This is a genomic window from Bacteroidota bacterium, from assembly GCA_016721765.1.
Taxonomy (GTDB): domain Bacteria; phylum Bacteroidota; class Bacteroidia; order UBA4408; family UBA4408; genus UBA4408.
Genome location: JADKHO010000004.1, coordinates 891,390 through 916,353 on the forward strand (window position 1 = coordinate 891,390; position 24,964 = coordinate 916,353).

General features: G+C 35.3%; 18 protein-coding genes. All 18 read left to right on the forward strand.

The genetic code is table 11. The features are described from left to right. Positions 1-59: 59 nt before the first annotated feature. The 18 genes from IPP32_17845 to IPP32_17930 all read left to right on the forward strand — a co-directional run bounded on the left by IPP32_17845 (position 60) and on the right by IPP32_17930 (position 24,962). A complete protein-coding gene (locus tag IPP32_17845; protein MBL0049950.1) occupies positions 60-821 on the forward strand; it encodes a polysaccharide biosynthesis/export family protein in 762 nt (253 codons plus the stop codon). Continuing rightward, positions 818-3,238: a polysaccharide biosynthesis tyrosine autokinase gene (locus IPP32_17850; GenBank protein MBL0049951.1), complete on the forward strand. Its 2,421-nt coding sequence runs from the start codon at positions 818-820 to the stop codon at positions 3,236-3,238. Before IPP32_17845 ends, IPP32_17850 begins: the two co-directional genes overlap by 4 nt. Beyond that, positions 3,222-3,767 (forward strand): dTDP-4-dehydrorhamnose 3,5-epimerase, encoded by a 546-nt coding sequence (gene rfbC / locus IPP32_17855; GenBank protein MBL0049952.1) that lies wholly within the window; start codon positions 3,222-3,224, stop codon positions 3,765-3,767. Before IPP32_17850 ends, rfbC begins: the two co-directional genes overlap by 17 nt. 150 nt (positions 3,768-3,917) lie before the next feature. Beyond that, a complete protein-coding gene (locus IPP32_17860; GenBank protein ID MBL0049953.1) occupies positions 3,918-4,889 on the forward strand; it encodes an undecaprenyl/decaprenyl-phosphate alpha-N-acetylglucosaminyl 1-phosphate transferase in 972 nt (323 codons plus the stop codon). Between the two features lie 28 nt (positions 4,890-4,917). Continuing rightward, positions 4,918-5,949 carry a lytic transglycosylase domain-containing protein gene (locus IPP32_17865; protein MBL0049954.1) on the forward strand — a complete coding sequence of 344 codons (1,032 nt, stop codon included), beginning with the start codon at positions 4,918-4,920 and terminating at the stop codon, positions 5,947-5,949. Positions 5,950-5,977: 28 nt separating this feature from the next. Further along, on the forward strand, positions 5,978-8,836 hold the full coding sequence (gene uvrA / locus IPP32_17870) for an excinuclease ABC subunit UvrA (protein MBL0049955.1): 2,859 nt from the start codon (positions 5,978-5,980) through the stop codon (positions 8,834-8,836). Between the two features lie 8 nt (positions 8,837-8,844). Then, a complete protein-coding gene (locus tag IPP32_17875) occupies positions 8,845-9,552 on the forward strand; it encodes a TIGR00730 family Rossman fold protein (GenBank protein ID MBL0049956.1) in 708 nt (235 codons plus the stop codon). Between the two features lie 383 nt (positions 9,553-9,935). Beyond that, on the forward strand, positions 9,936-11,378 hold the full coding sequence (locus IPP32_17880) for a hypothetical protein (protein ID MBL0049957.1): 1,443 nt from the start codon (positions 9,936-9,938) through the stop codon (positions 11,376-11,378). Between the two features lie 25 nt (positions 11,379-11,403). After that, complete coding sequence (locus IPP32_17885; protein ID MBL0049958.1) at positions 11,404-13,485, forward strand: hypothetical protein; 2,082 nt, start codon at positions 11,404-11,406, stop codon at positions 13,483-13,485. A gap of 10 nt (positions 13,486-13,495) precedes the next feature. After that, positions 13,496-14,188, forward strand: a complete 693-nt coding sequence (locus IPP32_17890; protein MBL0049959.1) for a response regulator transcription factor — start codon at positions 13,496-13,498, stop codon at positions 14,186-14,188. A gap of 30 nt (positions 14,189-14,218) precedes the next feature. Beyond that, a complete protein-coding gene (locus IPP32_17895; GenBank protein ID MBL0049960.1) occupies positions 14,219-17,239 on the forward strand; it encodes a PKD domain-containing protein in 3,021 nt (1,006 codons plus the stop codon). A gap of 83 nt (positions 17,240-17,322) precedes the next feature. Continuing rightward, the gene (locus IPP32_17900) at positions 17,323-17,697 is read left to right on the forward strand and encodes a DUF1987 domain-containing protein (GenBank protein ID MBL0049961.1); all 375 of its coding nucleotides are present in this window, start codon (positions 17,323-17,325) and stop codon (positions 17,695-17,697) included. A gap of 69 nt (positions 17,698-17,766) precedes the next feature. After that, a complete protein-coding gene (locus IPP32_17905; GenBank protein MBL0049962.1) occupies positions 17,767-20,073 on the forward strand; it encodes a response regulator in 2,307 nt (768 codons plus the stop codon). 23 nt (positions 20,074-20,096) lie between these two features. After that, the gene (locus IPP32_17910; GenBank protein ID MBL0049963.1) at positions 20,097-20,630 is read left to right on the forward strand and encodes a hypothetical protein; all 534 of its coding nucleotides are present in this window, start codon (positions 20,097-20,099) and stop codon (positions 20,628-20,630) included. An 18-nt stretch (positions 20,631-20,648) separates the two neighbouring features. Next, a complete protein-coding gene (locus IPP32_17915; GenBank protein ID MBL0049964.1) occupies positions 20,649-21,023 on the forward strand; it encodes a DUF1987 domain-containing protein in 375 nt (124 codons plus the stop codon). A 210-nt stretch (positions 21,024-21,233) separates the two neighbouring features. Then, positions 21,234-22,508: a YaiO family outer membrane beta-barrel protein gene (gene yaiO / locus IPP32_17920; protein ID MBL0049965.1), complete on the forward strand. Its 1,275-nt coding sequence runs from the start codon at positions 21,234-21,236 to the stop codon at positions 22,506-22,508. Between the two features lies 1 nt (position 22,509). Next, entirely contained in the window at positions 22,510-23,811 is a 1,302-nt protein-coding gene (locus tag IPP32_17925) for a CotH kinase family protein (GenBank protein MBL0049966.1), read from the forward strand. 11 nt (positions 23,812-23,822) lie between these two features. Further along, complete coding sequence (locus tag IPP32_17930) at positions 23,823-24,962, forward strand: hypothetical protein (GenBank protein MBL0049967.1); 1,140 nt, start codon at positions 23,823-23,825, stop codon at positions 24,960-24,962. The last annotated feature ends 2 nt before the right edge of the window (positions 24,963-24,964 follow it).

Sequence of the window (24,964 nt, forward strand, 5' to 3'; positions counted from 1 at the left end):
AAAAAAAGGTGGCTTTAATTATATTTTGATAATTTTGCGCCCGATAATCAAAAACAAATATGAAAAAAGGATTGCTTGCCATTGTGCTGCTGCTAATTACGCTTTCATCGTGTAGGACTTTACGCCCTAATATCATGATGAAAACACCAAAAGAATACAAATTTGATATACCTAAAGATTCCAGCAACCCCGATTATAAGATTCAACCGAATGATATACTTGACTTTAGGATTTTCTCGAATGAAGGCTTTAAATTAATTGACTTAACCTCATTAAATACGAATAATGCAGGGGTAAATGCCAATTTTTCGATTGAATACAATGTTGAATTTGATGGCAAAATAAAGCTCCCCATGCTCGGACGAATAGCGGTTTCCGGTTTAACCGTGCGTGAAGCAGAGCGCATGTTAGAGGAAAAATATGCGGATTTTTACATAAAACCTTTTATTTTATTAAAAGTTGAAAACCGTAAAGTATTTGTGTTTACTGGTGGTTCGAATGATGCCAAAGTTGTACCCTTAACCAACGATGCAACTAATTTATTACAAGTTTTAGCTTCTGCCGGCGGAATTTCTGACAATGGTAAAGCGTATCGGGTAAAACTACTCCGTGGCGAATTAGAGAACCCTAAAGTGTATCTTTTTGACCTTTCTACCATTGAAGGTATAAAGCAATCGAGCATAAACCTGCAGTCGAATGATATTATTTACATTGAACCTGTGCCCAAATTTGGCAGAAGCTTGGTGTCTGAGATTGCTCCTTATGTGAGCCTTATTTCGAGCTTATTTATCATTCTCACCTTTTCAAGATCACTACAGTGATAAAGAACAGTTCCACCATTAAGGAAGAATTTGATTTAAGCCTGTTTCTTTTTATAACAAAAAAGAGCCTGAGCTGGGCTTTAGTATTTTTTGTCCTTTCGATAATCAGTGCTTTTCTTTTTGTTCGTTATTCAACTGAGGTATACCAAACCTCTACAGTAATTCAAATAAATCAGGAAAATACTGCCAGTCAGGTATTAAACGTTGCCAATCCGATTGAAATTCAGGAAAAAATTGAAAGCAAAATAGAACTCATGCGTTCAAAGGTATTTTTAACCCGAGCGCTTTCTAAATTGCCCTTACGCGTTTCCTATTACAATAAAGGTACTTTCAAAACTTACGAAAACTATGTTTCAAGTGGCTATACCATAGAGGTAAATGTGAAAAACGGCGAGGTTTACGGAAGACCCTTTTTTATTGATTTTATAAATTATAACGAAGCCGAAGTCGCTTATTTCAGCAACCTTACCGGCGAAAAAATAAAACAAGTATTTCGAACCAATGTTTGGAATAAATTGGAAGACATCGATTTTAAAATTAAGATTTTGGATTTTAAAAAGGTACTTTCAAATAAAAGCACTGTTAAGAATATTGAACAGTATTTTGTAGTGAATAATCCGGATAACCTTTCGGCATTATACTCCCCTTCCTTAAATATTCGTATGCTCAGTTCTGAGGCAAATACAATTAAGATAACCGTTAAAGATAATAATCCTCGAAAGTGTACTGATATTGCGAATATAATAGCAGAGGAATTTTTAGTTTATGATGTAGAACGAAAAGCAGAAAGTTCGAATAAGATCTTAAATTTTATCAACAGTCAATTAAACGCCGTATACGAGCAATTAAGCACTGCCGAAAATAAAATTCAAGAATTTAAACTTGAAAATAAATTAACAAATCCGGAGCAGTTTTCGAATACTTATACTGCCGAGATGAATGATTTCGCTAAAGAAACAATTGATTTAAATTTTGACAAAAGTGTCATCAATGAAGTAGCAAAAAGCATCAGCGCAAGCAAAAATCCGGATGTATATAACTTGCTCGCAATATTAGCAGGCACACCGTATGCCAATACCTTTGCATACCTAATTAATCCGCTCGAAGTACTTTTATCAAAAAAAGAAATGGAGTTGTATCATGCAACTATCAACAATCAGCAGATTAAAATTATTGACGATCAAATTGAGGAAAAGCGGAAGCAATTATACGATGGAATTAAAACCATTCAGGAAAAACTCAATCGTAAGGAAGTAAGCTTAAATGACCGTATTCAGGAAACCGAAAAGAAGTTTATAAATCTACCTACTAAAGAAATTGAATACGCTCGCCTAAATCGATTGTATTCGATCAACGAGAAGTTTTACACCTTGCTTTTGGATAAAAAAGCAGAATATTCTATCTCTAATGCAGGCTATGTTTCACAAAATGTGATACTCGAAAATGCTGCAACTCCGGGTGTTCCGGTTTCCCCGAATAGCAATATGATTTTAATAATATCCGTAATACTAGCTACGCTTTCATCGTTGATATTAATTATTGTTCGCTATGTTACTCATAATAATGTAACCTCCACTGCCGATATTGTAAAGTATACCGATGCCGGAATTTTAGGATTAATACCTAAATACAAAAAAGAAGTTCCAATATCACAGCTCTTGGTGGATCAAAATCCTAAGTCGAGTATAGCCGAAGCATTTCGTTCTGTTCGAACCAATATGCAGTTTATCTCTGATTCACTCGGTCCAAAAGTAATTTCGATTACCTCTTCCATTTCTGGGGAAGGGAAAACTTTTGTTTCAATTAATTTAGGAGGTATTATTGCTTACGCAGGAAAAAAAGTCATCATTATCGACTTAGATATGCGTAAACCGAAAATTCACATTGGTTTTAATGCTTCTAATGAAAGGGGTATGAGTACCATCTTAATAGGAAAAACAGACATTAAAGATTGTATTCAACATAGTTCCTTAAAAAATTTGGATTTTATTACAGCGGGTCCAATTCCTCCCAATCCATCCGAGTTAATTTTAACCAAGAAAATGGAGGAAATCATTGAGGAATTAAAGAAATCTTATGATGCTGTAATTATCGATAATCCTCCGGTGGGTATTGTTTCGGATGGATTAAACAATTTAAAAAGAGCTGATTATCCTATTTTCATTTTTAGGTCCAATTATTCGAAACGTTTCTTCTTCGAAAATGTGAACAATATTATTAAGGAACATAATATTAAAAACTTATCGATTATTTTAAATGGTGTAGACTCTATTCATCCAGGTTACGGATATGGATATGGTTATGGTTATGGCTACGGCTATGGGTATTACGATGATGATTCCAGAGCCAAAGCTAAGCCTTGGTACAAGAAAATTTTTAAACGTAAAAGCAACGCAGCGTATGGCTACCGTTATTGAGACCGGATTTAGTGGGTTACTAGTGATTCAACCTCAAGTATTTGAGGATGAACGTGGATATTTTTATGAGAGTTATAATCGCGAAACGTACCGTAAACTTGGTGTGGATGTAGATTTTGTGCAAGACAATCAGTCCTTATCAAATACCGGTGTTTTACGGGGCTTGCATTTTCAGAATCCACCTTATGAACAAGGTAAACTGGTGCGCGTTATAAAGGGGGCTGTATTGGATGTTACATTAGATATCCGAAAAAATTCTCCCACTTATGGAAAGCACTTTGCAATTGAGTTGACCGAAAAAAATAAAACAGTTTTATATGTACCACCCGGTTTTGCGCACGGTTTTGTAACGCTTGAGGATCAAACTTTGTTCTTTTATAAATGTACCAATTATTACAATAAAGCAGCTGAAGGCGCAGTACTTTGGAATGATCCTGCCTTGGGTATTGATTGGAAAATAAGTAATCCTCAGCTTTCTGAAAAAGATAAAGTTGCCAGCAGTTTCAATGAATTTAAGAGTATGTTCTAAGCAAAAAATAGTACCTTGCATTCCTTTTTATTATCACTAATGTTAGCTTCATCACATTCGACTTTAATTTATAGTACGTTTTTTATTGTCGCACTTGTTTTTTCAATACTCATAAATCGGTTATTTCTTAAGTTCTCGAAGAATTTAGGAATGCGGAATATTGATGAAACGATTGTGCGGTGGGAAACCAAATCTAAACCTGCTTTCGGAGGTATTTCTTTTTACATTATTTTTTTACTTTCCATTTCTGTTTATTCTATTTTTTCGGATGATAAAACAATCTTTCACAAGCAGCAGTTTTTAGGGGTACTTCTTGCCACATCCTTAGGATTTATTGTGGGCTTAGCGGATGATGCATATAATACCCGACCTTACCTTAAATTTTTAGCCCAAGTACTTTGTGGAATTATCCTCATCGCAAGTGGCACCTACATCACCCTATTCACAAACAATTACCTCAATTATGCCTTAACCATTCTTTGGGTTGTTGGCATCATGAACTCAATTAATATGTTGGACAATATGGATGCTATCACTTCTTTAGTATCCATTTTCATTCTTATTTCTGCACTATTTGTGGTTTATTCTATTGGTAAGGTTGATAGTATTAATTTCATTATGATTATTGGCGTGCTCTCTTCCATACTTGGATTTCTATTCTACAATTGGCATCCATCTAAAATATATATGGGCGATACGGGAAGTCAGTTTTTGGGTGTTTTATTGTCGGCAATGGGAATTACCTATTTTTGGAATACACCATTTAATGAAGGCTTTTTATCACCCAGCAAACAATTAATTTTAACCGCTATTATTTTTATTATTCCAATTGTTGACACAACAACCGTTGTAATTAATCGCTTGGCCAAAGGAAAATCGCCATTTGTTGGTGGTAGAGATCACACCACACATCATTTATCCTATATGGGCTTAAGTGATCGCAAAGTTGCTTTATTGCTTGGGTCCATCGCTTTGCTTTCTTTTTTGATGAGCATTTATATAGTAACTGAATCCAATTGGACAACCACAAAAGTTGTATTTTTTGGAGTTTATTTCCTAACCATTTTTGGGTTACTTTACAGTACCACCCGAAAAAACAAACCAGAAGAAAAGAGCAAATAAAGTTCGCATCTTTTCAATTCAATTTAAAATGAAAAAACATCTTATCTCTTCCGTTTTTGTTATTGCACTATTTATAGCACTTATGCTTTTCACCTTTGCAAAAAAATTCAGCGTGGATGAAAAATTCGCCGACGATTTCAGAAACGGATACCAGGTATTTGCTTTGGACCTTCCGTTAAACCTCGAATTTGCAGGCGAAAAAGTTCCAATGAATAATTTTGATGTGCGCGAAAGTCTCGATCGTGAATTACTTGTATGTACATATTTTCAGTCTCAAACCTTACTGGTTCATAAGCGCGCCAATCGTTGGTTTCCGATTATTGAACCCATATTAAAGAAAAACGGTGTTCCCGATGACTTCAAATATTTGGCAGTTATCGAGAGCAATCTTTCCAATGTAATTTCACCTGCCGGAGCCACCGGATATTGGCAAATTTTGGAAGCAACCGGAAAAAAATTAAACCTCGAAATTACCGAAGAAGTGGATGAGCGCTACAATGTCGAAAAATCAACTGAAGCGGCTTGTCGTTATTTAAAAGAAGCCTATCAAACCCTTGGCAATTGGACACTTGCAGCAGCTTCGTACAACATGGGAATTGAAGGAATTTCGAAACAAGTTCAAAATCAAAAACAAACAAATTATTACAATTTATTATTAAACCAAGAAACAGCGCGCTACATTTTCCGCATTTTATCTGCAAAAGAAATTTTACTACACCCAAAAAACTACGGTTACAATTTTCGTAAACGAGATGTTTATTCTTTTATTCCAACATCTCGTTTAACGGTAGATTCAAGTATTACCAGTTTAACCGATTTTGCATTGGGACAAGGAGTGAATTACAAAATTCTTAAAATATTTAACCCTTGGTTAAGGAAAAATTACCTCTCCAATAAAGCAAAGAAAAGCTACACCATTTTATTGCCTAAAAATGGCTATACCGATTACGATTATATTGAAAAACATTTTTCAGAAGACAATATTTACTCTGCCGAAGATACGCTACGTTTTTACAACAGCAACGCACATTCGATTGATACCAATTCCATAAAAAATTAATCCTGTTATGGCAAAATCAACTAACGAAATGCAGGAAACAGATAGTCTTGAAGTAATTGGAGCGCGGGTACACAATTTAAAAAATTTGGACGTTAGCATTCCAAGAAATAAATTAGTTGTTATTACAGGGCTCAGTGGCAGCGGTAAATCATCGCTTGCTTTTGATACCATTTATGCAGAAGGCCAACGCCGTTACATCGAGAGTTTCTCCATTTATGCTCGCCAGTTTCTCGGCAATTTGGAACGACCCGATGTGGATAAAATTACAGGACTTAGCCCCGTAATTTCGATTGAACAAAAAACAACGAATAAGAATCCACGCTCTACTGTGGGTACCATTACTGAGGTGTATGATTTTATGCGATTGCTTTATGCGCGTACAGCAGATGCTTTCTCTTACGTTACCGGAGAAAAAATGGTGCGTTATTCCGATGATCAAATTATTAATCTCATCCTCCAAAATTTTAGCGGAAAAAAAATAGCGGTTCTTGCTCCTGTTGTGCGAGGTAGAAAAGGCCATTACCGTGAATTATTTGAAAATACCTTAAAGCAAGGCTACTTGCGTGCCCGCATTGATGGAACTTTGCAGGAACTAAAAGTACGCATGCAATTGGATCGCTATAAAACACACAATATCGAAATTGTGATTGACCGTATTGAGGTGGATGCTGAGGCACGACAGCGTGTTGCTGATGCTTTAAAACTTGCCATGAAACTCGGTAAAAATGCAATCATGGTGATGGATTTGCAATCTGAAGAGGTGCGGCATTACAGTAGAATGCTGATGTGCCCAACTTCCGGCATTTCTTATGATGACCCTGCACCAAATTTATTTTCGTTCAACTCTCCTTTTGGTGCTTGTCCTAAATGCAATGGACTTGGTTTTGTTTCTGAGATTGACATTCAAAAAATAATTCCGAATCCGAAATTAACCATCAAAAAAGGTGGAATTGTTCCTTTAGGCGAATACAAAAATTCTTGGATATTTAGTCAAATCGAGTCGCTCGGCGATAAGTACGGTTTTGATATAAATACGCCCATTGATGAAATCTCGGAGGATGCCATTAATACCATTTTATACGGCAGCGATGAAATTTTAAAATCTCATCAGGATAAAAAAAGTGAAAGCTCAAGAGTTTCCAGCTATTCGATGAATTTTGAAGGCATTATTAATTTTATCGTGCGACAGCAGGAAGAACTCAGCTCAAAAGCAGTAGATAAATGGATTGATGCGTTTATGAATAAAATATCCTGCCCTAAATGTCATGGCGCAAGGTTAAAAGAAGAATCGCTTCATTTTAAGATTAACGATAAGAACATTGCCGAATTAGCAAATAAAAGCATCACAGAATTAAAGGCTTGGTTCGAAAATATTGAAGCGTATTATTCCGATAGAAATCAATTAATCGCCACTGAAATTCTAAAAGAAATTAGAACACGAATTAATTTTTTACTGAACGTAGGGTTAGATTATTTAACCTTGAATAGAAGTTCTCAATCGCTCTCGGGTGGTGAAGCACAGCGTATTCGATTAGCCACACAAATTGGTTCTCAGCTGGTGGGAGTATTGTATATTTTAGATGAGCCCAGCATTGGCTTGCATCAAAGAGATAATCAAAAATTGATAAAAGCATTGCAAGATTTACGTGATGTTGGAAATTCAGTTATTGTGGTGGAACATGACAAGGAAATGATTTTATGTGCTGATTATGTATTAGATATTGGACCTAAAGCCGGAATACATGGTGGACATGTTGTAGCGGCCGGAACGCCAAAAGAAATTCTTGCTTCAAATTCAATAACCGCTCAATATTTGAAAGGGCAAAAATCAATTGCCATTCCTGCTTTCCGCAGAAAGGGAACCGGAGAAGCGCTTGTTTTAAAAGGAGCACGGGGAAATAATTTAAAGGATGTTTCTGTTTCGTTTCCACTCGGAAAATTAATTTGTATAACAGGAGTTTCAGGCAGTGGAAAATCAACATTGATTAACGAAACACTTTATCCAATTTTAAATCAGCATTTTTATCGTTCGCATAAAAAGCCATTAGCCTACTCAAAAATTGAAGGCTTAAAACACATCGATAAAGTAATTGAAATTGATCAATCCCCAATTGGTCGCACTCCGCGTAGTAATCCTGCAACCTATACCAATGTTTTTGCCGACATCCGAAATTTATATGCAGAATTACCGGAAGCAAAAATACGCGGATACAAAGCTGGTCGATTTTCATTTAATGTAAAAGGCGGGCGATGTGAAACCTGCCAAGGAGGTGGGGTGAAAACCATCGAAATGAATTTTCTTCCGGATGTGTATGTGCAATGTGAAACATGCTCCGGAAAACGCTATAATCGCGAAACACTAGAAGTTCGTTACAAAGGCAAATCCATTAGCGATGTGTTAAATATGACGATCGAAGATGCAGTTGAATTTTTTGAAAACATACCGAGCATCTTGCAAAAAATTAAAACATTAAAAGAAGTTGGATTAGGATATATTACACTTGGCCAACAATCTACAACGCTTAGTGGTGGAGAAGCACAGCGTATTAAATTAGCTGCCGAACTATCAAAACGCGATACCGGAAATACGTTTTATATTTTAGACGAACCCTCTACAGGATTGCATTTTGAGGATATCCGAATTTTATTGGATGTGCTGTATCGATTTATTGACAACGGAAGTACTGTTTTAATAATTGAGCACAACTTGGATATTATTAAAGTTGCCGACCATATAATTGATTTAGGTATGGAAGGTGGTGAACGCGGTGGAGAAAAAATTTGTGAAGGAACTCCTGAAGAAATTATCAAAAATAAAAATAGCTTTACAGCGCATTATCTTAAATTAGAAATGCAAAATCAATATGAAATAGAAAATAAAAAATAAAAAATATGATGTCAAACAGCGAAGAAAAAATTAGAAAAGCATTTGAAAACAGAGATTGGAATGAAATAAAAGTACAAGACTCTTGGCAAATTTTTAAGATTATGGCCGAGTTTGTGGAAGCCTTTGAGAAGCTAGGAAAAATTGGGCCATGCGTTTCGATATTCGGCTCAGCCCGCACAAAACCAAATAATCCTTACTATGAATTAGCAGAAGAAATTGCAAAGAAAGTTACAGAACAAGGTTACGGTGTTATTACAGGAGGTGGGCCCGGAATTATGGAGGCAGCAAATAAGGGAGCACGTTCAGGAGGCGGACGTTCAGTTGGTTTAAATATAGAATTACCTTTTGAACAATATTCTAATCCCTATATCGATACAGATAAGTTAATTAATTTTGACTATTTCTTTGTGCGCAAAGTAATGTTTATGAAATATGCACAAGGCTTTATTGTACTACCCGGAGGGATGGGAACATTGGACGAAATGTTTGAAGCGATAACTTTAATTCAAACTCAAAAAATTGGTAGATTTCCAATAATTTTGGTAGGAAAAAGTTACTGGGGAGGCTTATTAGATTGGATAAAAACCACCATGCTAACTGCAAAAAATATTAACCCCGATGATTTAAACCTGATTACACTGGTTGACAATGCAGATGACGCAGTAAAAGAAATAAATCGTTTTTATTCCAAATATTTACTTAAACCAAATTTTTAGAGAATACACCAGTATTAAAAAAAAGCAGCAAGAGGATTGCTGCTTTTTTTTTACCTCCCTCAAAAAAATAATCCCAATTTGGATATTTGTTGATTAATTAATTTTGTAATTCAAAATCCTTCCTTGATTCACATTTTCATTTTAGAACAAAATCTGCTGAAACTCCTTATAAATTAAGGGGTACAGAAGTTCTACATGAATCATTTCAAAATAAAAAACAGAATCTGCCTTTTAACATTTTTGTGTTTATAACTAAGCACTCCATCACTAGCCTTTGGAGTGAAAAAAAATTATTTTTGTTACGATAGCTTATTGTGTCGTGTGGCAAGGTGTAGCATTGGCAACCGATACCTAAATTATCGTACTAAACTAATCCTAAGGCTATGATTAAATACTTGTTCCTACTTCTCAATGTTGCCGGTTTGCTGTTTTTTGCCTCACTGTTTGAAACGGAACCGGTAACAGTATCTCATAATTTTCCTGAATCAGTTTCCACCGGAGGAGAATATGTAATTGAAATAAAAATCAATAAAAATGACATTAGCGGTTTTGCAGAGTTCAAACAAATTTTACCCGATGGATTTGGTGCTTCCGTAATCGAAAGCAAAAAAGGAAGTTTTTCATTTACGGATCATGAGGTAAAAATTATATGGATGACTTTGCCTGCTGAAAAAGAGTTTGTTGTAAAATACAAAATCACTGTGCTTTCATCCGCTTCAAGCGAAGGTTGGGTAGATGGAACTTTTTCTTTTCTGGAGAACAATCAAAAATCAACAGTGAATCTCGAAAAAAAGAAAATTTTTGTGAATATCGTTAGAACAAATCTTGATAATCCCCTTGAATCCGCTGCGAAAAAAACGGAAACAATAAATCTACAAACTGATTCATCACTTAAGCTGCCGGTAATGTGTACCCGCTCTTTCAGCAATGGAACTAAACCAAAGCAAGTACTTGTAAACATAGTTTTAAAAAATGATTCAGTAACCGGATTTGCAAAATTGGAAGAATTAATCCCACTCGGTTATATTGCTTCGGCGAGCGAATTACATGGCGCTGTTTTTTCATTTGTGGATCAAAAAGTAAAATTTTTATGGATGTCGTTTCCATTTGAAAAAGAATTTAATGTTTCCTATTTCCTTACCGCAACAGAATCTGCTGAAGATTCGGCCGAAGTGAACGGATATTTATCTTTTACAATTGCAGAAGAAAGTAAAAAATTCACCCTCGCAACTTCGCAACTTTTGTTCAGTTTAATGAATTCAGCAGCTGTTTCAACTGTTTCTTCCACTGAGCAAGCAAGCGAAAAAAAGGACAGCGTTTTAGCGAGTACTTCCCTATCTTCTCTATCAACTGATGAAGCAAATGCTAAATCCGCAAAAGAAGAAGTGCAAACTGTAACTGAATCTAAACAAGAACCAAATACGCTTGCCGAAAGTGCAAAACAAAATGAAGCACAAACAAGCACAAGTGATGAAAGCACCAAATCTGCATCTCCCCTAGGTAAAGCAGCAGAAGTAACAAGTATACCTGATGCGCAAAAAGGAATTAGTTTTAGGGTTCAAATTTGTGCTACGCATAAACCTGTAGAACTATCATACTTCAAAGAAACCTACAAAATAAGCGAAGAAATTTATGCCGAAATGCATGAGGGTTGGCATAAATTTACCTTGAACAATGTAAATGCATATAAGCTTGCTCGCGACAAGCGGGAAGAGTTAAAACAAAATGAAATGATAAAAGGTCCATTTGTTACGGCATACAATGGGGGCGCACGCATAACGGTGCAGGAAGCTTTGATGATAGCAAATCAGAAGTGGGTTAGGTAATTAAAAACAATTTAATCAAGCAATCATGATTAAAAAAATTCTATTCCTCAAAGTCCTTTTATTCACAACTGTTTTTGCTATGGCACAAAGTGCTGATTCAAGCGCTACAAAAAGCAAAAGTGGAAATGACGTTCAAGCAGCTTCTATTCTCCCCAAGCCTATCATTGGTTTAGGGGTGGGAATGTTTTCTTTTTATGGTGAGCTCAGCAATAAAAAATTTGCCAACCCTATGGTGAGTCGTGTTGCTTATGAACTTGGAATTAGTGAAGATGTAACAGATTACTTGAACCTTCGTTTTTACACCCTTTTCGGAAAATTGGGCGCCAATGAAAGAGGAATCGATCGCAATTTAAATTTTGAATCGAGCATCCGGTTAGGTGGAATTAATTTAACTTACAATTTTGATAACTTCTTAAAGAAAGATAGAATAATCTCACCATACATCAGCACCGGAATCGAATCGTTTGAATTTTTATCCAAAACAGATTTACGCGATGCAAATGGAAACACCTACTATTACTGGAAAGATGGTTCTATTAAAAATATTTCTGAAGAAAGTGTGAATGCTTCACAAGCTATTCAACTTTATCGCGACTACACCTACGAATCGGATTTGCGCGAAGCAAATTTAGATAAGGCAGGGAAATACGGTGAGCGCTCATGGGCAATTCCAGTGGGTGCTGGAGCTATTATTCATGTTAATGATAGACTTGACTTTAAATTAGGAACAACCATTCATTTCACTTTTACCGATAACCTCGATAATGTGAGTTCACAAGGCGAAGGTGTGCGTTTAGGGGATAGTAAAAATGATCGATTTGTAATGTCCTCCTTTTCATTGCACTATCATTTGTTTGGAAAAGATAAAGCACAAATCACTCCTGAAGAAGAAAATGTAAATTATCTTGCAAGCGATCCGGATGATGAAGATGGAGATGGTGTTGTGGATATGGCTGATTACAGTCCATTTACACCGAAAGGTGAACCGGTGGATTTGCGTGGTGTACCCTTGGACGATGACAAGGATTTAATATTCAATTTTAGAGACGATGAAATTCAGTCAACAAAAGGATCTATCGTAAATGCAAAAGGGGTGGAATATACAGATACAATGATGGTAGTTGAATACGGAATGTATTTGGATTCGACTGGGGCTTATGCACAAATTGTTGATTTAAATGAAAAAAGAAAAGACGATAAACGAGATATTTATAAAGTACAATTGGGTTCTTATAAAAAAGGAATTCCACCTGAATTAATAAACAAATACTTAAGCATAAAAGATATCCAAAGCACAAAAGTTGGTGATTCACTTACCGTTTACACAGCAGGTAAATACAATAATTATGGAGATGCAGCAACCCGAAAAACAAATTTGGTAGAAAGCGGCATAAAAGAAGCAACCGTAGTGGTTCAAAACAAAAATAAATTGATACCGGTGAGCGGACCAATTGCAAAGAGTGCAGTAAAAGCTACAAACAGCTCCATTGCGAAATCGGAATTAGAAAAGGAGAGCAATGAAGTAATTTTCCGTGTGCAGGTTGGTGCCTATAAAGGTAATGTTTCAAAAGAAATTTTTGGAGACCTGCCTCAACTCATTTCTTTCATGGGCGAGAATGGGATTACACGCTATGTTACAGGAAATTATGCCTCTTACAACGAAGCTGCTAAAGCAAAAATTGACATCTTATTAAAGGGATTCGAAGGAGCATTTGTGGTGGCATACAAAGGCGGTAAACGTATTGCACTTCAATCTTTAGGTGTGAATATGTTGCAAAAAGAAAGTATTGAAGAAAGTGATACGGATAAAGAAATGAATGGGATTACAAAAAATAAAATATTCTTCACCATCCAAATCGGGAACTTTAAGAACGATGTTCCGGCAGAACTACTCAATAAGTTTGTTTCCATAAAAGACATTGATGTGGATAAGCTACCAAGTGGAAACACGCGATATACAGTAGGTAATTATCCTGATTATGCAAGTGCATTGTTCCGCAAAAATGAATTGGTTACTAATTATAAACTCGACGGTGCATTCATAATTGCCTTCTTCAATGGTAGGCAAATTGATATGGACGAAGCAAAAGAATTATTAAATAAATAAACTATATCCTATGAAACTAAGATGTATTATTGTTGATGATGATGAAAATTCCAGAAGTGTGATAGAACACTGCGTCAGTAAAACCGAATTTCTAACACTCGAAGGAATTTACTCCAGCGCAAAAGATGCTCTAATTGGGTTGAAAGAAAAACCTGCTGACTTAATTTTTCTGGATGTAGAAATGCCGGAAATGAGTGGGATTGACTTTATGAAAACCTTTACAGACATTCCTCAAGTAGTCTTGGTTACTTCCAAAAAGGAGTATGCCGCAGAAGCGTACGATTATAATGTAACGGATTTTGTATCTAAACCGGTAGATTATAAAAGGTTCTTGAAAGCAGCTGAAAAAGCCAGAGACATGAGTCAGAGCATTACCCGCAATGATGTGAATTTAGATGAGATTTTTATTAAAAAAGATTCTCGCTTAATTAAACTTCATGCCAATGAAATTAACTGGATTGAAGCTTTATCGGATTACGTTAATATTTACACCACCGGCCAACGTTACACTGTGTTAACCACCATGAAAGGTATTGAGAGCAAACTCCCCCCCAAAGATTTTGCTCGAGTACATCGTTCCTATATTATTCGTATTGATAAAATTAAGGAGATAGAGGAAAACACAGTCTTTATTGGTGAAAATGCAATACCAATCAGTCGTTCGCACAAAGAAGCTTTGTTGAAAAAATTAAATCTTTTATAGCGCCAATAACCGGGGGAGAAATTGACGAATATGACATACGTTTTCAGGATAGCTTTTCTGATTTTCCTTTTGTGTGAAGGATTAGGTGGCTTTGCGTCTGAAATATTGAGCGTAGAAGACTCTCTTAAATATGCAAAATTTTCGAACTCAAAATTATTATCCCAAGCCCGAAAAGCTTCTGATAATGATTCTTATGTGGAAGCTGAAAATATTTATCTATTTCTACTTCAAAAGGATTCTGCAAATCCTATTTACAATTACGAATGTGGGCTTAATTATTTTTTAAATTTATTTGAACAACCGCGTTCACTTCCCTATTTTGAAAAAGCATTAAAGTATTCCACTAAGGATACAATCACAAAGGTCTATTACTATTTAGGGCAGGCGTATCAACTCAATAATCGATATGATGAAGCCATCAAAGCCTATTCAAATTTTAAACGATTTGTAAGCAATAACAAAAAAGAACTCGAAGATTTATCACAAAAAATAGAACAATGTCAGCAAGGTAAGGGCTATATGGCAACATTCAACAACATTGTAAATATTGACAATGTTGGCTCAAACATCAATACCTATGAAGCAGAATATGTTCCTGTAGTTAAAAGTGATGAATCTGTGATGTATTTTACTGCTCGACGCAAAACTAATGTAGGAGGTGAAAAAGAAATAGAATCAAATCGCTATTATGAAGATATGTTTATTAGCAAAGGCGATAGTGGAGTATTTCATGTTGGGGAGCGTTTTACGCTTGGCGATACACTTATAAAAAGACTAAGAAATACCGGTGCTCACGAATCGGTTGTTTCCTTATCTTACGATGAAAAATTTCTGATAACCTACAAAAACCAAGCATTATGGCTAAGTGAATGGAATGGCAAAAGTTGGTCAAAACCAATTCGATTTAGTAAAACCATTAACATAGGTGAATATCAAAACCATGGTTCTTTCTCGGCGCACAATGATACCCTTTATTTTTCGAGCAACGCAAGGGGTGGATATGGGGGACTTGATATTTACATGAGTGTAAAACAAACAGATGGCAAATGGGGAAAGGCAAAAAACCTGGGTGCGGTAATAAATACAAAAGAAGACGAGGATAGTCCAAGCATTAGTATGGATGATAGCACTTTATATTTTTCTTCCAAAGGTCATAATTCAATGGGTGGATATGATGTGTACAAATCTGTGTATTCTTACGGACAATGGCTTGAGCCTTTAAATTTGGGTATGCCTATTAATTCTGCCGGTGATGATATTTATTTTAAATATGATAAGTATAAAAAACAGGCGTATTTTTCTTCGTCGCGTCAACGTGGATTTGGCGATTACGACATCTATCGCTTGATTGATTATTCAACACCACGTTTTGATGATTGCCAAATGATGACCACCATACCAAGCTTTCCAATAACCTTTGATGCTAAAAAAAATGTTGGTGTAAAGGGTGCTAGTGCCGAATACCATTGGGAATTTAGCGATGGTGAGCATGCCGAAGGAGAAGTGGTAACACATGAGTTTAAAGAACCTGGTGTACACAAAGTAAAACTATATATACTCGACCCCATTGTACATTCATTAAAAGAAGAAAAAGATACCACAATTACAATACTAAACATAAACACTGTTCATTTTACAAGTGCCGACACCCTTTCTGTGGATTCGGTTTTTACATTTAATGGAGCTCCTTCTAAGATCGAAAATGCTACCGTTTTAAAATACCACTGGAGCTTTGGCGATTCTACGATTGGCAGCGATAGCGCAAGCACTAAGCACAAGTTTAAAAGTCCGGGTAGTTATGAAGTTAAACTAAGTATGGTAGCACGAGATGATTCTACTGAGCGGGTGTTTCAAAAATGTGTTACCAAAACAGTGAATATTTTGAATAAGGAAGAGTACATGAATTATTACCTTAAATCAGTTGCCCGAGAAAACAAGAAAAAAGGCTTTAATTCAGAAATGTTAGGCTTAACTCATCTCGATTTTTTAGCTCCGGATACAACAACCATAGATCTAGAAAATGTATTTGATGCTGCCCCTGTATTCATTCCAAAATCAAAAATTTTAGCCTACACCTGGGATTTTGGGGATACCTTAGTTCGTATTGGCCCAAAACTAATACAGCATTCTTACGACAGTATAGGTGTATATCAAGTAAAAATGAATGTAGTTTTTCAAGTTGATTCCACCAAAGGAATTTATGAAAGAGATGTAACTAAAAAAGTAGTTGTATTAAATCCTGCAGAATTTGAACAAGTAAACAATGCACGCATCGCCAAAACCTTTGAGACCACAACCGTAGAAAAACCAAAATTGGATTTTTTAGCTCCGGATACAACCAGATTAAGCTTAGAAAATATTTTTGAATGCAAACTCGTTACCATACCCGGATCTAAAATTTTGAAATATGAATGGACATTTGGTGACTCTGTAATCCGAAAAAACAGCCCCAACTCACGTCATACATTTGATCACATGGGGGTATTTCCTGTTAAATTAAATGTAATTTATCAAAATAAAAACTCCAAAGGAATTTACGAAACAAGTGTCACCAAAAACATTACTGTTATTGATTCTGCTAACTACGCAGCAGTAGAAGCGCGCATTACTAAAATCAAAACAGAAACAAAACTAAACCACTTGAATACGAAAAGTTCAGCTGATTTTGATACGAGTGGAGTACCTTCTATGGAACTTGAAAACATTTATTTTGATTTTAATAAATTCGATATTCGTCCGGATGCAAAAGAGGCGCTTTTACGCAACATAACAAAATTGGGAATTGATACCTTATTGGCAATAAAAATAAGTGCCAATACGGATTCCAGAGGTTCTAAATCATATAACTTCCGCTTGTCTGCAAAAAGAGCCATCTCTGCCATTAATTTTATGGCTCAAAATAAAATCTCACGCGAAAGAATCATAGCGGTTGTCTCAAAAGGAGAAACCAATTTAGTGAACAAATGCGGCGACAATGTAAAATGTTCTGAAAAGGAGCACCAATTAAATAGAAGAGATGAATTTCATGTTGTTGGTAGAATCAAAAAATAGTATGCATAATAATTTTTATCAGAATTGAAATATTTTTACATTTACAGTAGTATCACAATCGTTCCATATGCCCATTCTAAACCATGGAAAAACTAATTATTGATTCGACGGATGAGTTTCCTAATGTTATCTTGGACAAAGAAGCAGGCAAATTCGAAATTTCAGGAATCTCTATACCTCATAACTCAGCTGATTTTTATACTCCTTTGGTAGATTGGCTGAAGAAGTATTGCAAAAGCCCCAACAAAGAAACCGTACTGGAATGCAAGCTCGATTATTTTAATACATCTTCCCATAAATACCTTACCGAACTTTTCAAGATACTGGATGAACTGCATAAGACTGGTGCGAAAGCAAAAATTATTTGGTACAATAATGTAGAAGACGAAGACATGAAATTAATCGGCATTGAACTTAGCCATTTCTTAAATTTACCATTTGAATTTAAAGAATTTTAAGTCATGAGCTATCCCAAGTTATTGATAATTAATTTCAATAAAACAGATAGAGCTATTATATCCAAAACTTTGTCAACGCAAAGTTATATGCACACCCTTCAAGCAGCTGCTGATGCAACTGATGCTGTAGAGTTTCTAAAGAAAAAAAGTTTTGGAATCCTGCTTGTAAAAAGCAAAAGCAATTCACCCATTGTAACGGAACTTTTGCAGGAATTAATTCAATTAAAAAAATTACTACCCCTGTTAATTGTTGGTGAAACACCATCCGGATTTATAACCCAAAAAGCAAAATATAAAGCCCCTATTCTTGTAATCGATTCAGTTAAATTAACGAAATCGGAATTTTATACGGCTCTTTTAGAGCTTTCAGCAACTAAAAGTAAATTAGACGTAACCGCAAAGGAACTTGCACGAATAAATGAAAACCGGTACAGGGTACTTTTTGAAAATACGCAGGGATTTATTTGTACCCATAAAATGGATGGTGAAATTATTTCAATTAACCGCGCCGCAGCTAAAATATTAGGTTTTAAAGCACACGAGTTAATTGGACGCAACTTACACGAATTCTTAGTTGAAGAAAAAAAAGACATGTTTGTAGATTATCTGCAAGAACTTAAGGAGAAGCAAAAGTCTACGGGTATCATGCAATTCATGAGCAAAGATAATGAGAAACGTTATTTGGTTTACCGAAATGTGGTGCATACCGAAGCAGATTCAGAACCATACGTTATTGCAAGCTCTCAGGATATTACCGACATATTTTTGATCGAAAAGCAACTGGAATCAGCCAACCGTATTTCCGAATTAAACATTAATCGATTACATAAAACCTTACTGGAATTAGATAAAGCAAAAAAAATTGCAGAAGAATCAGTACGGATAAAACAAGAATTTTTGGCAAACATGAGTCATGAAATCCGCACGCCTATGAATGCAATTATTGGCTTTGCCTCCCTGCTTGAAAAATCGAATTTAAACAATGAGCAAAGTGATTATTTATCGGCCATTAAAACTTCCGGCGACAATTTATTGGTAATCATTAACGACATCCTCGACTTTTCAAAAATTGATGCCGGGATGATGAGCATTGAAAATACTCAATTTGATATTGACATTGCGATTAATAATGTAATCAACCAATTTCAACCTAAAATTCAAGAAAAAAATCTTTTACTTAAAACTTCCTTTAATTTTAAGCGAAACTTAAATTTAATCGGAGATCAGGTGCGCCTGCATCAAGTATTGAGCAACCTCATTAGCAATGCAATTAAATTTACCGATAAAGGAGGTATAACTATTTCAGTAAACCAGAAAAAAGAAACTTCCAAGTTTTTAATACTTGAGTTTATTGTTTCCGATACCGGTATTGGAATTCCAAATGATAAAACAGAAACTATTTTTGAAAGCTTTACTCAAGCTAGTCCCGAAACAACCCGAAAATATGGAGGTACAGGATTGGGATTGGCTATTGTGAAAAAATTGCTTGAACTCCAAAATGGGGCTATCCATTTAAAAAGTCACCTCAATGTAGGAACTACTTTTACGTTCACCATTCCTTATCTTAAAACAAACTTAAGCGACTTATCAAATAAAAAAGAAAAGTTAACAACTGTACAAAGTCTTTCAGGACTAACCGTATTAGTAGCTGAGGATAATCTCCTGAATCAAAAACTGGTGGTTAAACTTTTAGAAGATTTAAATTGTGTTGTGGATGTTGCTCAAAATGGCTTTGAGGCTGTTGACAAAGTAAAATCCGACAAGTATGATTTGGTGTTTATGGATATTCAAATGCCAGAAATGGATGGATTACAAGCAACAAAAATTATTCGTACACAACTTCAAAACAATGTGCCAATTATTGCACTTACCGCCCATACATTTAAAGACGAAGAAGATAAATGCAGAGAATCGGGTATGAATGACTTTTTATCGAAACCCTTTACAGTAAATGCACTCTACAAAATTATTACTTCCACAATCGATAAGGGATTACTAAAACGATTGACCGGGACAAAAGTGATAAACCTCGATTTTTTGACAAACCTCGCGGATGGGAATACTGATTTTGTTATAAAAATGCTTGAAATTTACTTGAAACAAACTCCTGAAAATCTTGTTGAATTGGAGCATCAATTAAGCCTAAAAAATTACACGGGCTTAGTTAGCATTGCGCACAAAATGCGTTCATCAGTGCCTTATGTGGGTTTAACTGAGGCAGAAAAATTACTCGAAAAAATTGAATATGAAGCCAAGCAAAATATTAACGTGGAGGATTTTCCGCAGCTTGTAAATCGAATTATAAAACTTTGTGAAGACAGTTTGGTGCAGGTGAAAGAACAACTATATTTGTTAGGTGAAAAAAGCATAAAATAATTCATTCATTAAAACGAAAAACAGTGACAAATAATTTCAATTTGAATGAATATCGAAAGTGGGATGAAATTGTAATGGGGTATCGTGGCGCCATTAATCAGGATTTGATAATCATGTTCCTGAAACTAGCAGAAACAAAAATTTATCCCAAATACAAATCGCCGGCTTTTAGAAGAAAAATTTTTTCGGTGTTGATAGAAACGCTTCAAAACATTCATAAATATGCTATACCGGATGAAACCGGTTTTAACAATGCCTATTTCTTGGTAAAAAAAACACCTCAAGGTTTACAAGTTGCAACCGGCAATTTGGTGAACAGTGAAGCAAAATCAAAACTCGAAACAAAAATTGCATTGCTTGAAAATGCTAGTATTTCTGAGCTAAAAGACTTTTCGAAGAAGAAATTATTTGAAGAACGGAACCCAACTTTTGATTCTGTTGGGGTTGGATTATTTGATCTTGCCATAAAATCTGATAAAAAATTAACCTTTAAATTTCATCCTGCCGAAAATGGATTATCCTTTTTTACGCTTGAGGTGGAATTAGAAAACAATTAAAATTATACTTATACTAGAATGGAAGCCCTTTATATAGAAGCTACAGAAGAAACCCCTCTTGTTCAACTCGATGCGAAAAAAAATATTTTTAAACTCTCCGGACGTTCCTTCGTCCAAAATTCGGTTTTATTCTATGACCCAATTTTAAGGTGGTTTGTGGATTATTTCGCTGCTCCAAATCCCAGCACAAATATCGAATTCAAATTCGATTACATTAATTCCTCTTCACAAAAAAGAATCATCGAAATCATTCTCAAAATTCAACATTTAAATCCCAGTAATCAGGGAATAAAGGTTACTTGGCAGTATAAAGCCGATGATGAAGACATGCTTGAAAAAGGCCAAGAATTTGCTGAATATTTTAGCTTGCCATTCAAATTTGAAGCCTATTAAATTTTGAAATTTCTTATAATTTCATTTCAAAGTAAAATCTTACACCTAGGTTTGAAGTGTAACCTTTTTATTAGAAATGAGTAGGAATACCATGGGAATACGATAACTGTCAAGATTTTATATGAATTCACATAGTTTTGAACTAAAATTACTTACTTTTAAGCCTTAATCAAATAGAAAATACACATAAATGCATCTACTAAGAACCGAATGCAGGAAGGAAGTTGTGATGCGTATACCAATATGAAGCTACGTTTACACTTTTTATTAATTCTCTTTCCATTTTTTCTTCATTCCTCTGCACAGTCTGCGTTTAACGGAGATTCCTTATTTGAGTTGGCGCTAAGCAATGCATTCAATAACCAACATGCCTTAGCCATAACACAATGCGACACAATATTAAGTAGGTATCCCGATTATACGGATGTCAAAATTTTAAAATCACGCATATTATCTTGGGATAAAAACTACGATGCTTCAAAAGCGATACTCGAAAAAGTAATCACCGATAAACCCGATAATATTGACGCACACAAGGCAATAACGGACAATGCACTTTGGGGCAATAATCCGGAAGATGCAATTCGCTTTGCCGAACGCGGGATATTGGTGGATCAAAATAATGTGGAGCTGCTTCTGAAAAAAGCAAAAGCGCAAATCGCCCTTCGTAAGTACGCAGATGCTGAGAAAACGCTGGGAATTATAAAGCAAATCAATCCTGATAATGCTGAGGCAGAGCAACTTGATCAAGAAATTAAACGGTTAAGAAAACAAAATGCGCTTGCAATATATAATTTGCACGATTGGTTTGGCTCTATTTATGGCCAGCGTAACTTGCTTTCATTGGAGTATAAAAGAATTACCGCCGTTGGGCCTGTTTTGGCTCGGGTTAATTACGCCAATCGTTTTGGTTTAGATGGTTTTCAATACGAGGCTGATTTTTATCCGCGCCTCACTTCTACCCTATCCGGTTATTTGAATTACGGTTTTTCTGCTGCTCCTAATCTCTTTCCAAAACATAAATTTGGGGCTGAGTTATTTAATAATTTTTCGAAAAAAATTATCGCTTCCCTTGGCGTTCGTTACATGATTTTTGAACGCAATAATATATTAACCTTTACAGGATCCGGAGGAATTTATACCGGGAAGTATTGGTTTGGACTTCGCGCCTTTGTTACCCCTACTTCTCAAAGAACTGCAGCTTCCATTTTTGTCTTTGCCCGTAGGTTCTTGAAGAACGACAAAAACTATATTACGCTTACTTTAGGTCAAGGCGTTTCACCTGAAAATAATAGCAACTCTTTAAATTTTGATACCTATTACTATTTGAATTCTCAAACGGCACAATTACAGTGGGTAAAGACATTTGATAGCGGATTTGGATTTCAATTGGGAACCGGATACACGCGCTTGCAAATGCCCTTTGATGCTTCAAAATATATTTTTCAATTTACCCTTGATACAGGTATAAAATATCAGTTTTGATATGAATGTTGGTAGTGGCTTTTTAGGATTAGTTCTAGTCGTTTCTGTAAGTTTATTTTCTTGCAAAACCAATCCTGCAAATGAAGTCAAAATATATAAAGGAAACGTATTTGATGATTCGGTAGTGCATGAAATTAAAATGAATTTTGCCGATAAAAGTTTTTGGGATTCATTGGTTAAATATAAGCTTGTGAAAGACTCATTGGAAATAAACCATTTTTACAAATGCAATGTAACCATTGATGGGAATGAAATAAAAGACATTGGTGTTCGCTTAAAAGGCGAATCGTCCTATGAATTTACAAAGGGCAAAAAGAAATCTTTTAAATTGGATTTTAATTGCTTTGTAAGAAAACAAAAACACTGTGGCGTAACACGAATTAATTTGAACAATAATTACAAAGATCCAAGTTTAATGCGTGAAAAAATAACTTTAGATATGCTCACGAACGAAGGTCTACCAACCCCACGCAGCGCTTATGCTAAAGTGTATTTAAACAATGAATATTGGGGGCTCTATTTAATGGTGGAAGGAATCAATAAAGATTTTTTAAAACGTAATTTCAACAATGCATCCGGCAATTTATATTTTGGAGAGCCTAATGGAACACTTGTAAAATTAGCTTCATCAACCGATTACGCGCGCAATTACCGCAAAAAAAACAATAAAAAGCAAAACGATTGGAGCGATTTGATTCACTTTATCTCGGTAGTTAATTCAGCAAACTCAGAGCAAAATCAAGATACAAATTTAGACAGCATTTTCAACCTCGATGATTGCTTAAAAACATGGGCAATTAATAATTTACTGGTGAATGTAGACGCCTATAATATGATGTATCCGCACAATTATTTTTTGTATACTGATTCTGTGAGTGGCAAAATGCAGTGGATCAATTACGATTACAATTACAGTTTTGCTGCTTGGAATCCCAAATACACCTACACGCAAGTATGTGAATTTCCTATTTTCTATTGTAATCCAAGCTTGCCGCTAGCTAATCTGGTATTAACTAAAAACAAACAAATTCAAAAACGCTACCTTACTACACTGCAAAATTTACTTGTGAGTGAGTTTACAGAAGAGCACATTAATGGGGAAGTAAAACGCCTTTACGCATTAATTAAAGATGCTGTGCATGAAGATAGCATGAAAGAATTCTCAAATGAAGAATTTGAAAAAAATTGCTCCACAACTTTAGGCGATAAAAATGATCCTGGCGCTTTTATTCCCGGTTTGAAAGAGTTTGTGCACGACCGTAGAATGAGTGTTTTGAAACAAACTACACAATTAATTAATTAGAAAACGTATTAGTGAATAGCAACCAACATATCCTTTTTATAAAATTTGCGCAAGAATTTTATGACACCTCACCAACGGTGTTAAAAATTATTTTATTCTTTGGTTGGATTTTTACCATTGTTTCTATTGGCTTTATTGCTTTTTTATTGCTTCGAAGAATCTATGTGGCCTGGAAAACACGCAAAGCTGCCGAACTTCGATTTGAGATTGAAAAGCTGGTTAATGCGATTATGCAAGGAAAAATAAAATCTTTTGCATTTGAAGGCGAAACCAATAGACTCATAAAAAGCTATACCAATCACACTTTCTTAAAACATGAACACCGCAATATTTTGTTAAATGAACTTATTTCCATTTATAAGACCATGAGTGGGAAAGCAGCTCAAAATTTGCGCGACATCTATCTCAATCACAACCTTCCTCAATATTCGCTTAATAAATTAAAAAGCTGGCGTTGGTATATCAAAGCCAAAGGAATACAGGAACTAGCAGATATGGATTATATCGAAGCGAATGAAGAGATCATGAAATACAGCAATCATTCACAGGCACTTCTTCGAACAGAATCGCAAACAGCTTTGGTTAAGCTTGCTAACTTTGATGCTTTGCGCTTTTTAGATGATACCACCTATCCCATTTCAGAATGGCAGCAATTAAAATTCTTGCATATTTTATCCAACAAAGAAATTTCAACCCTTCCCGATTTTAGCATTTGGTTAAAATCGAACAACGACACTGTAGTTATTTTTGCACTTAAACTTATTCGGCATTTTATAACCATGAAAGACAGTGGTGATGTGGAATTGGCATTGACTCACCGCAGTTTGAAAGTACGCATTCAAGCCGTTGAAACCATTGGAACGCTTCACGATGAAAAGGCACTTGGTTTAATTAAAGCTCAATTTTATAGGGATGCAAAAGAGTTTAAAGTGCAAGTATTGAAATGCTTTATGGGGATTTTTAAAGCCAAAGATTTTGGATTCTTAGAAGTTCAATTGCTATCCTTTGATTACGATATTAGTCTTGCTGCTGCTAAAGCCATTGTTTTTGTGGGTGATGAAGGCAGACATTTTATTGGGGAAATTTTTACTTCCTATGCAGATACCACTGCTAGGGATATTATTAAACACGCATTAGCAGAAACAAATTAAGC

What these genes read in the sequence shown, in the direction of transcription:
- IPP32_17865 (MBL0049954.1), top strand. Translation starts at nt 4,918, where the DNA reads ATGAAAAAACATCTTATCTCTTCCGTTTTTGTTATTGCACTATTTATA.
- IPP32_17900 (MBL0049961.1), top strand. Translation starts at nt 17,323, where the DNA reads ATGGAAAAACTAATTATTGATTCGACGGATGAGTTTCCTAATGTTATC.
- IPP32_17895 (MBL0049960.1), top strand. Translation starts at nt 14,219, where the DNA reads ATGACATACGTTTTCAGGATAGCTTTTCTGATTTTCCTTTTGTGTGAA.
- IPP32_17845 (MBL0049950.1), top strand. Translation starts at nt 60, where the DNA reads ATGAAAAAAGGATTGCTTGCCATTGTGCTGCTGCTAATTACGCTTTCA.
- rfbC (MBL0049952.1), top strand. Translation starts at nt 3,222, where the DNA reads ATGGCTACCGTTATTGAGACCGGATTTAGTGGGTTACTAGTGATTCAA.
- IPP32_17860 (MBL0049953.1), top strand. Translation starts at nt 3,918, where the DNA reads ATGCGGAATATTGATGAAACGATTGTGCGGTGGGAAACCAAATCTAAA.
- IPP32_17915 (MBL0049964.1), top strand. Translation starts at nt 20,649, where the DNA reads ATGGAAGCCCTTTATATAGAAGCTACAGAAGAAACCCCTCTTGTTCAA.
- yaiO (MBL0049965.1), top strand. Translation starts at nt 21,234, where the DNA reads ATGCAGGAAGGAAGTTGTGATGCGTATACCAATATGAAGCTACGTTTA.
- IPP32_17890 (MBL0049959.1), top strand. Translation starts at nt 13,496, where the DNA reads ATGAAACTAAGATGTATTATTGTTGATGATGATGAAAATTCCAGAAGT.
- IPP32_17925 (MBL0049966.1), top strand. Translation starts at nt 22,510, where the DNA reads ATGAATGTTGGTAGTGGCTTTTTAGGATTAGTTCTAGTCGTTTCTGTA.
- IPP32_17875 (MBL0049956.1), top strand. Translation starts at nt 8,845, where the DNA reads ATGTCAAACAGCGAAGAAAAAATTAGAAAAGCATTTGAAAACAGAGAT.
- IPP32_17880 (MBL0049957.1), top strand. Translation starts at nt 9,936, where the DNA reads ATGATTAAATACTTGTTCCTACTTCTCAATGTTGCCGGTTTGCTGTTT.
- uvrA (MBL0049955.1), top strand. Translation starts at nt 5,978, where the DNA reads ATGCAGGAAACAGATAGTCTTGAAGTAATTGGAGCGCGGGTACACAAT.
- IPP32_17885 (MBL0049958.1), top strand. Translation starts at nt 11,404, where the DNA reads ATGATTAAAAAAATTCTATTCCTCAAAGTCCTTTTATTCACAACTGTT.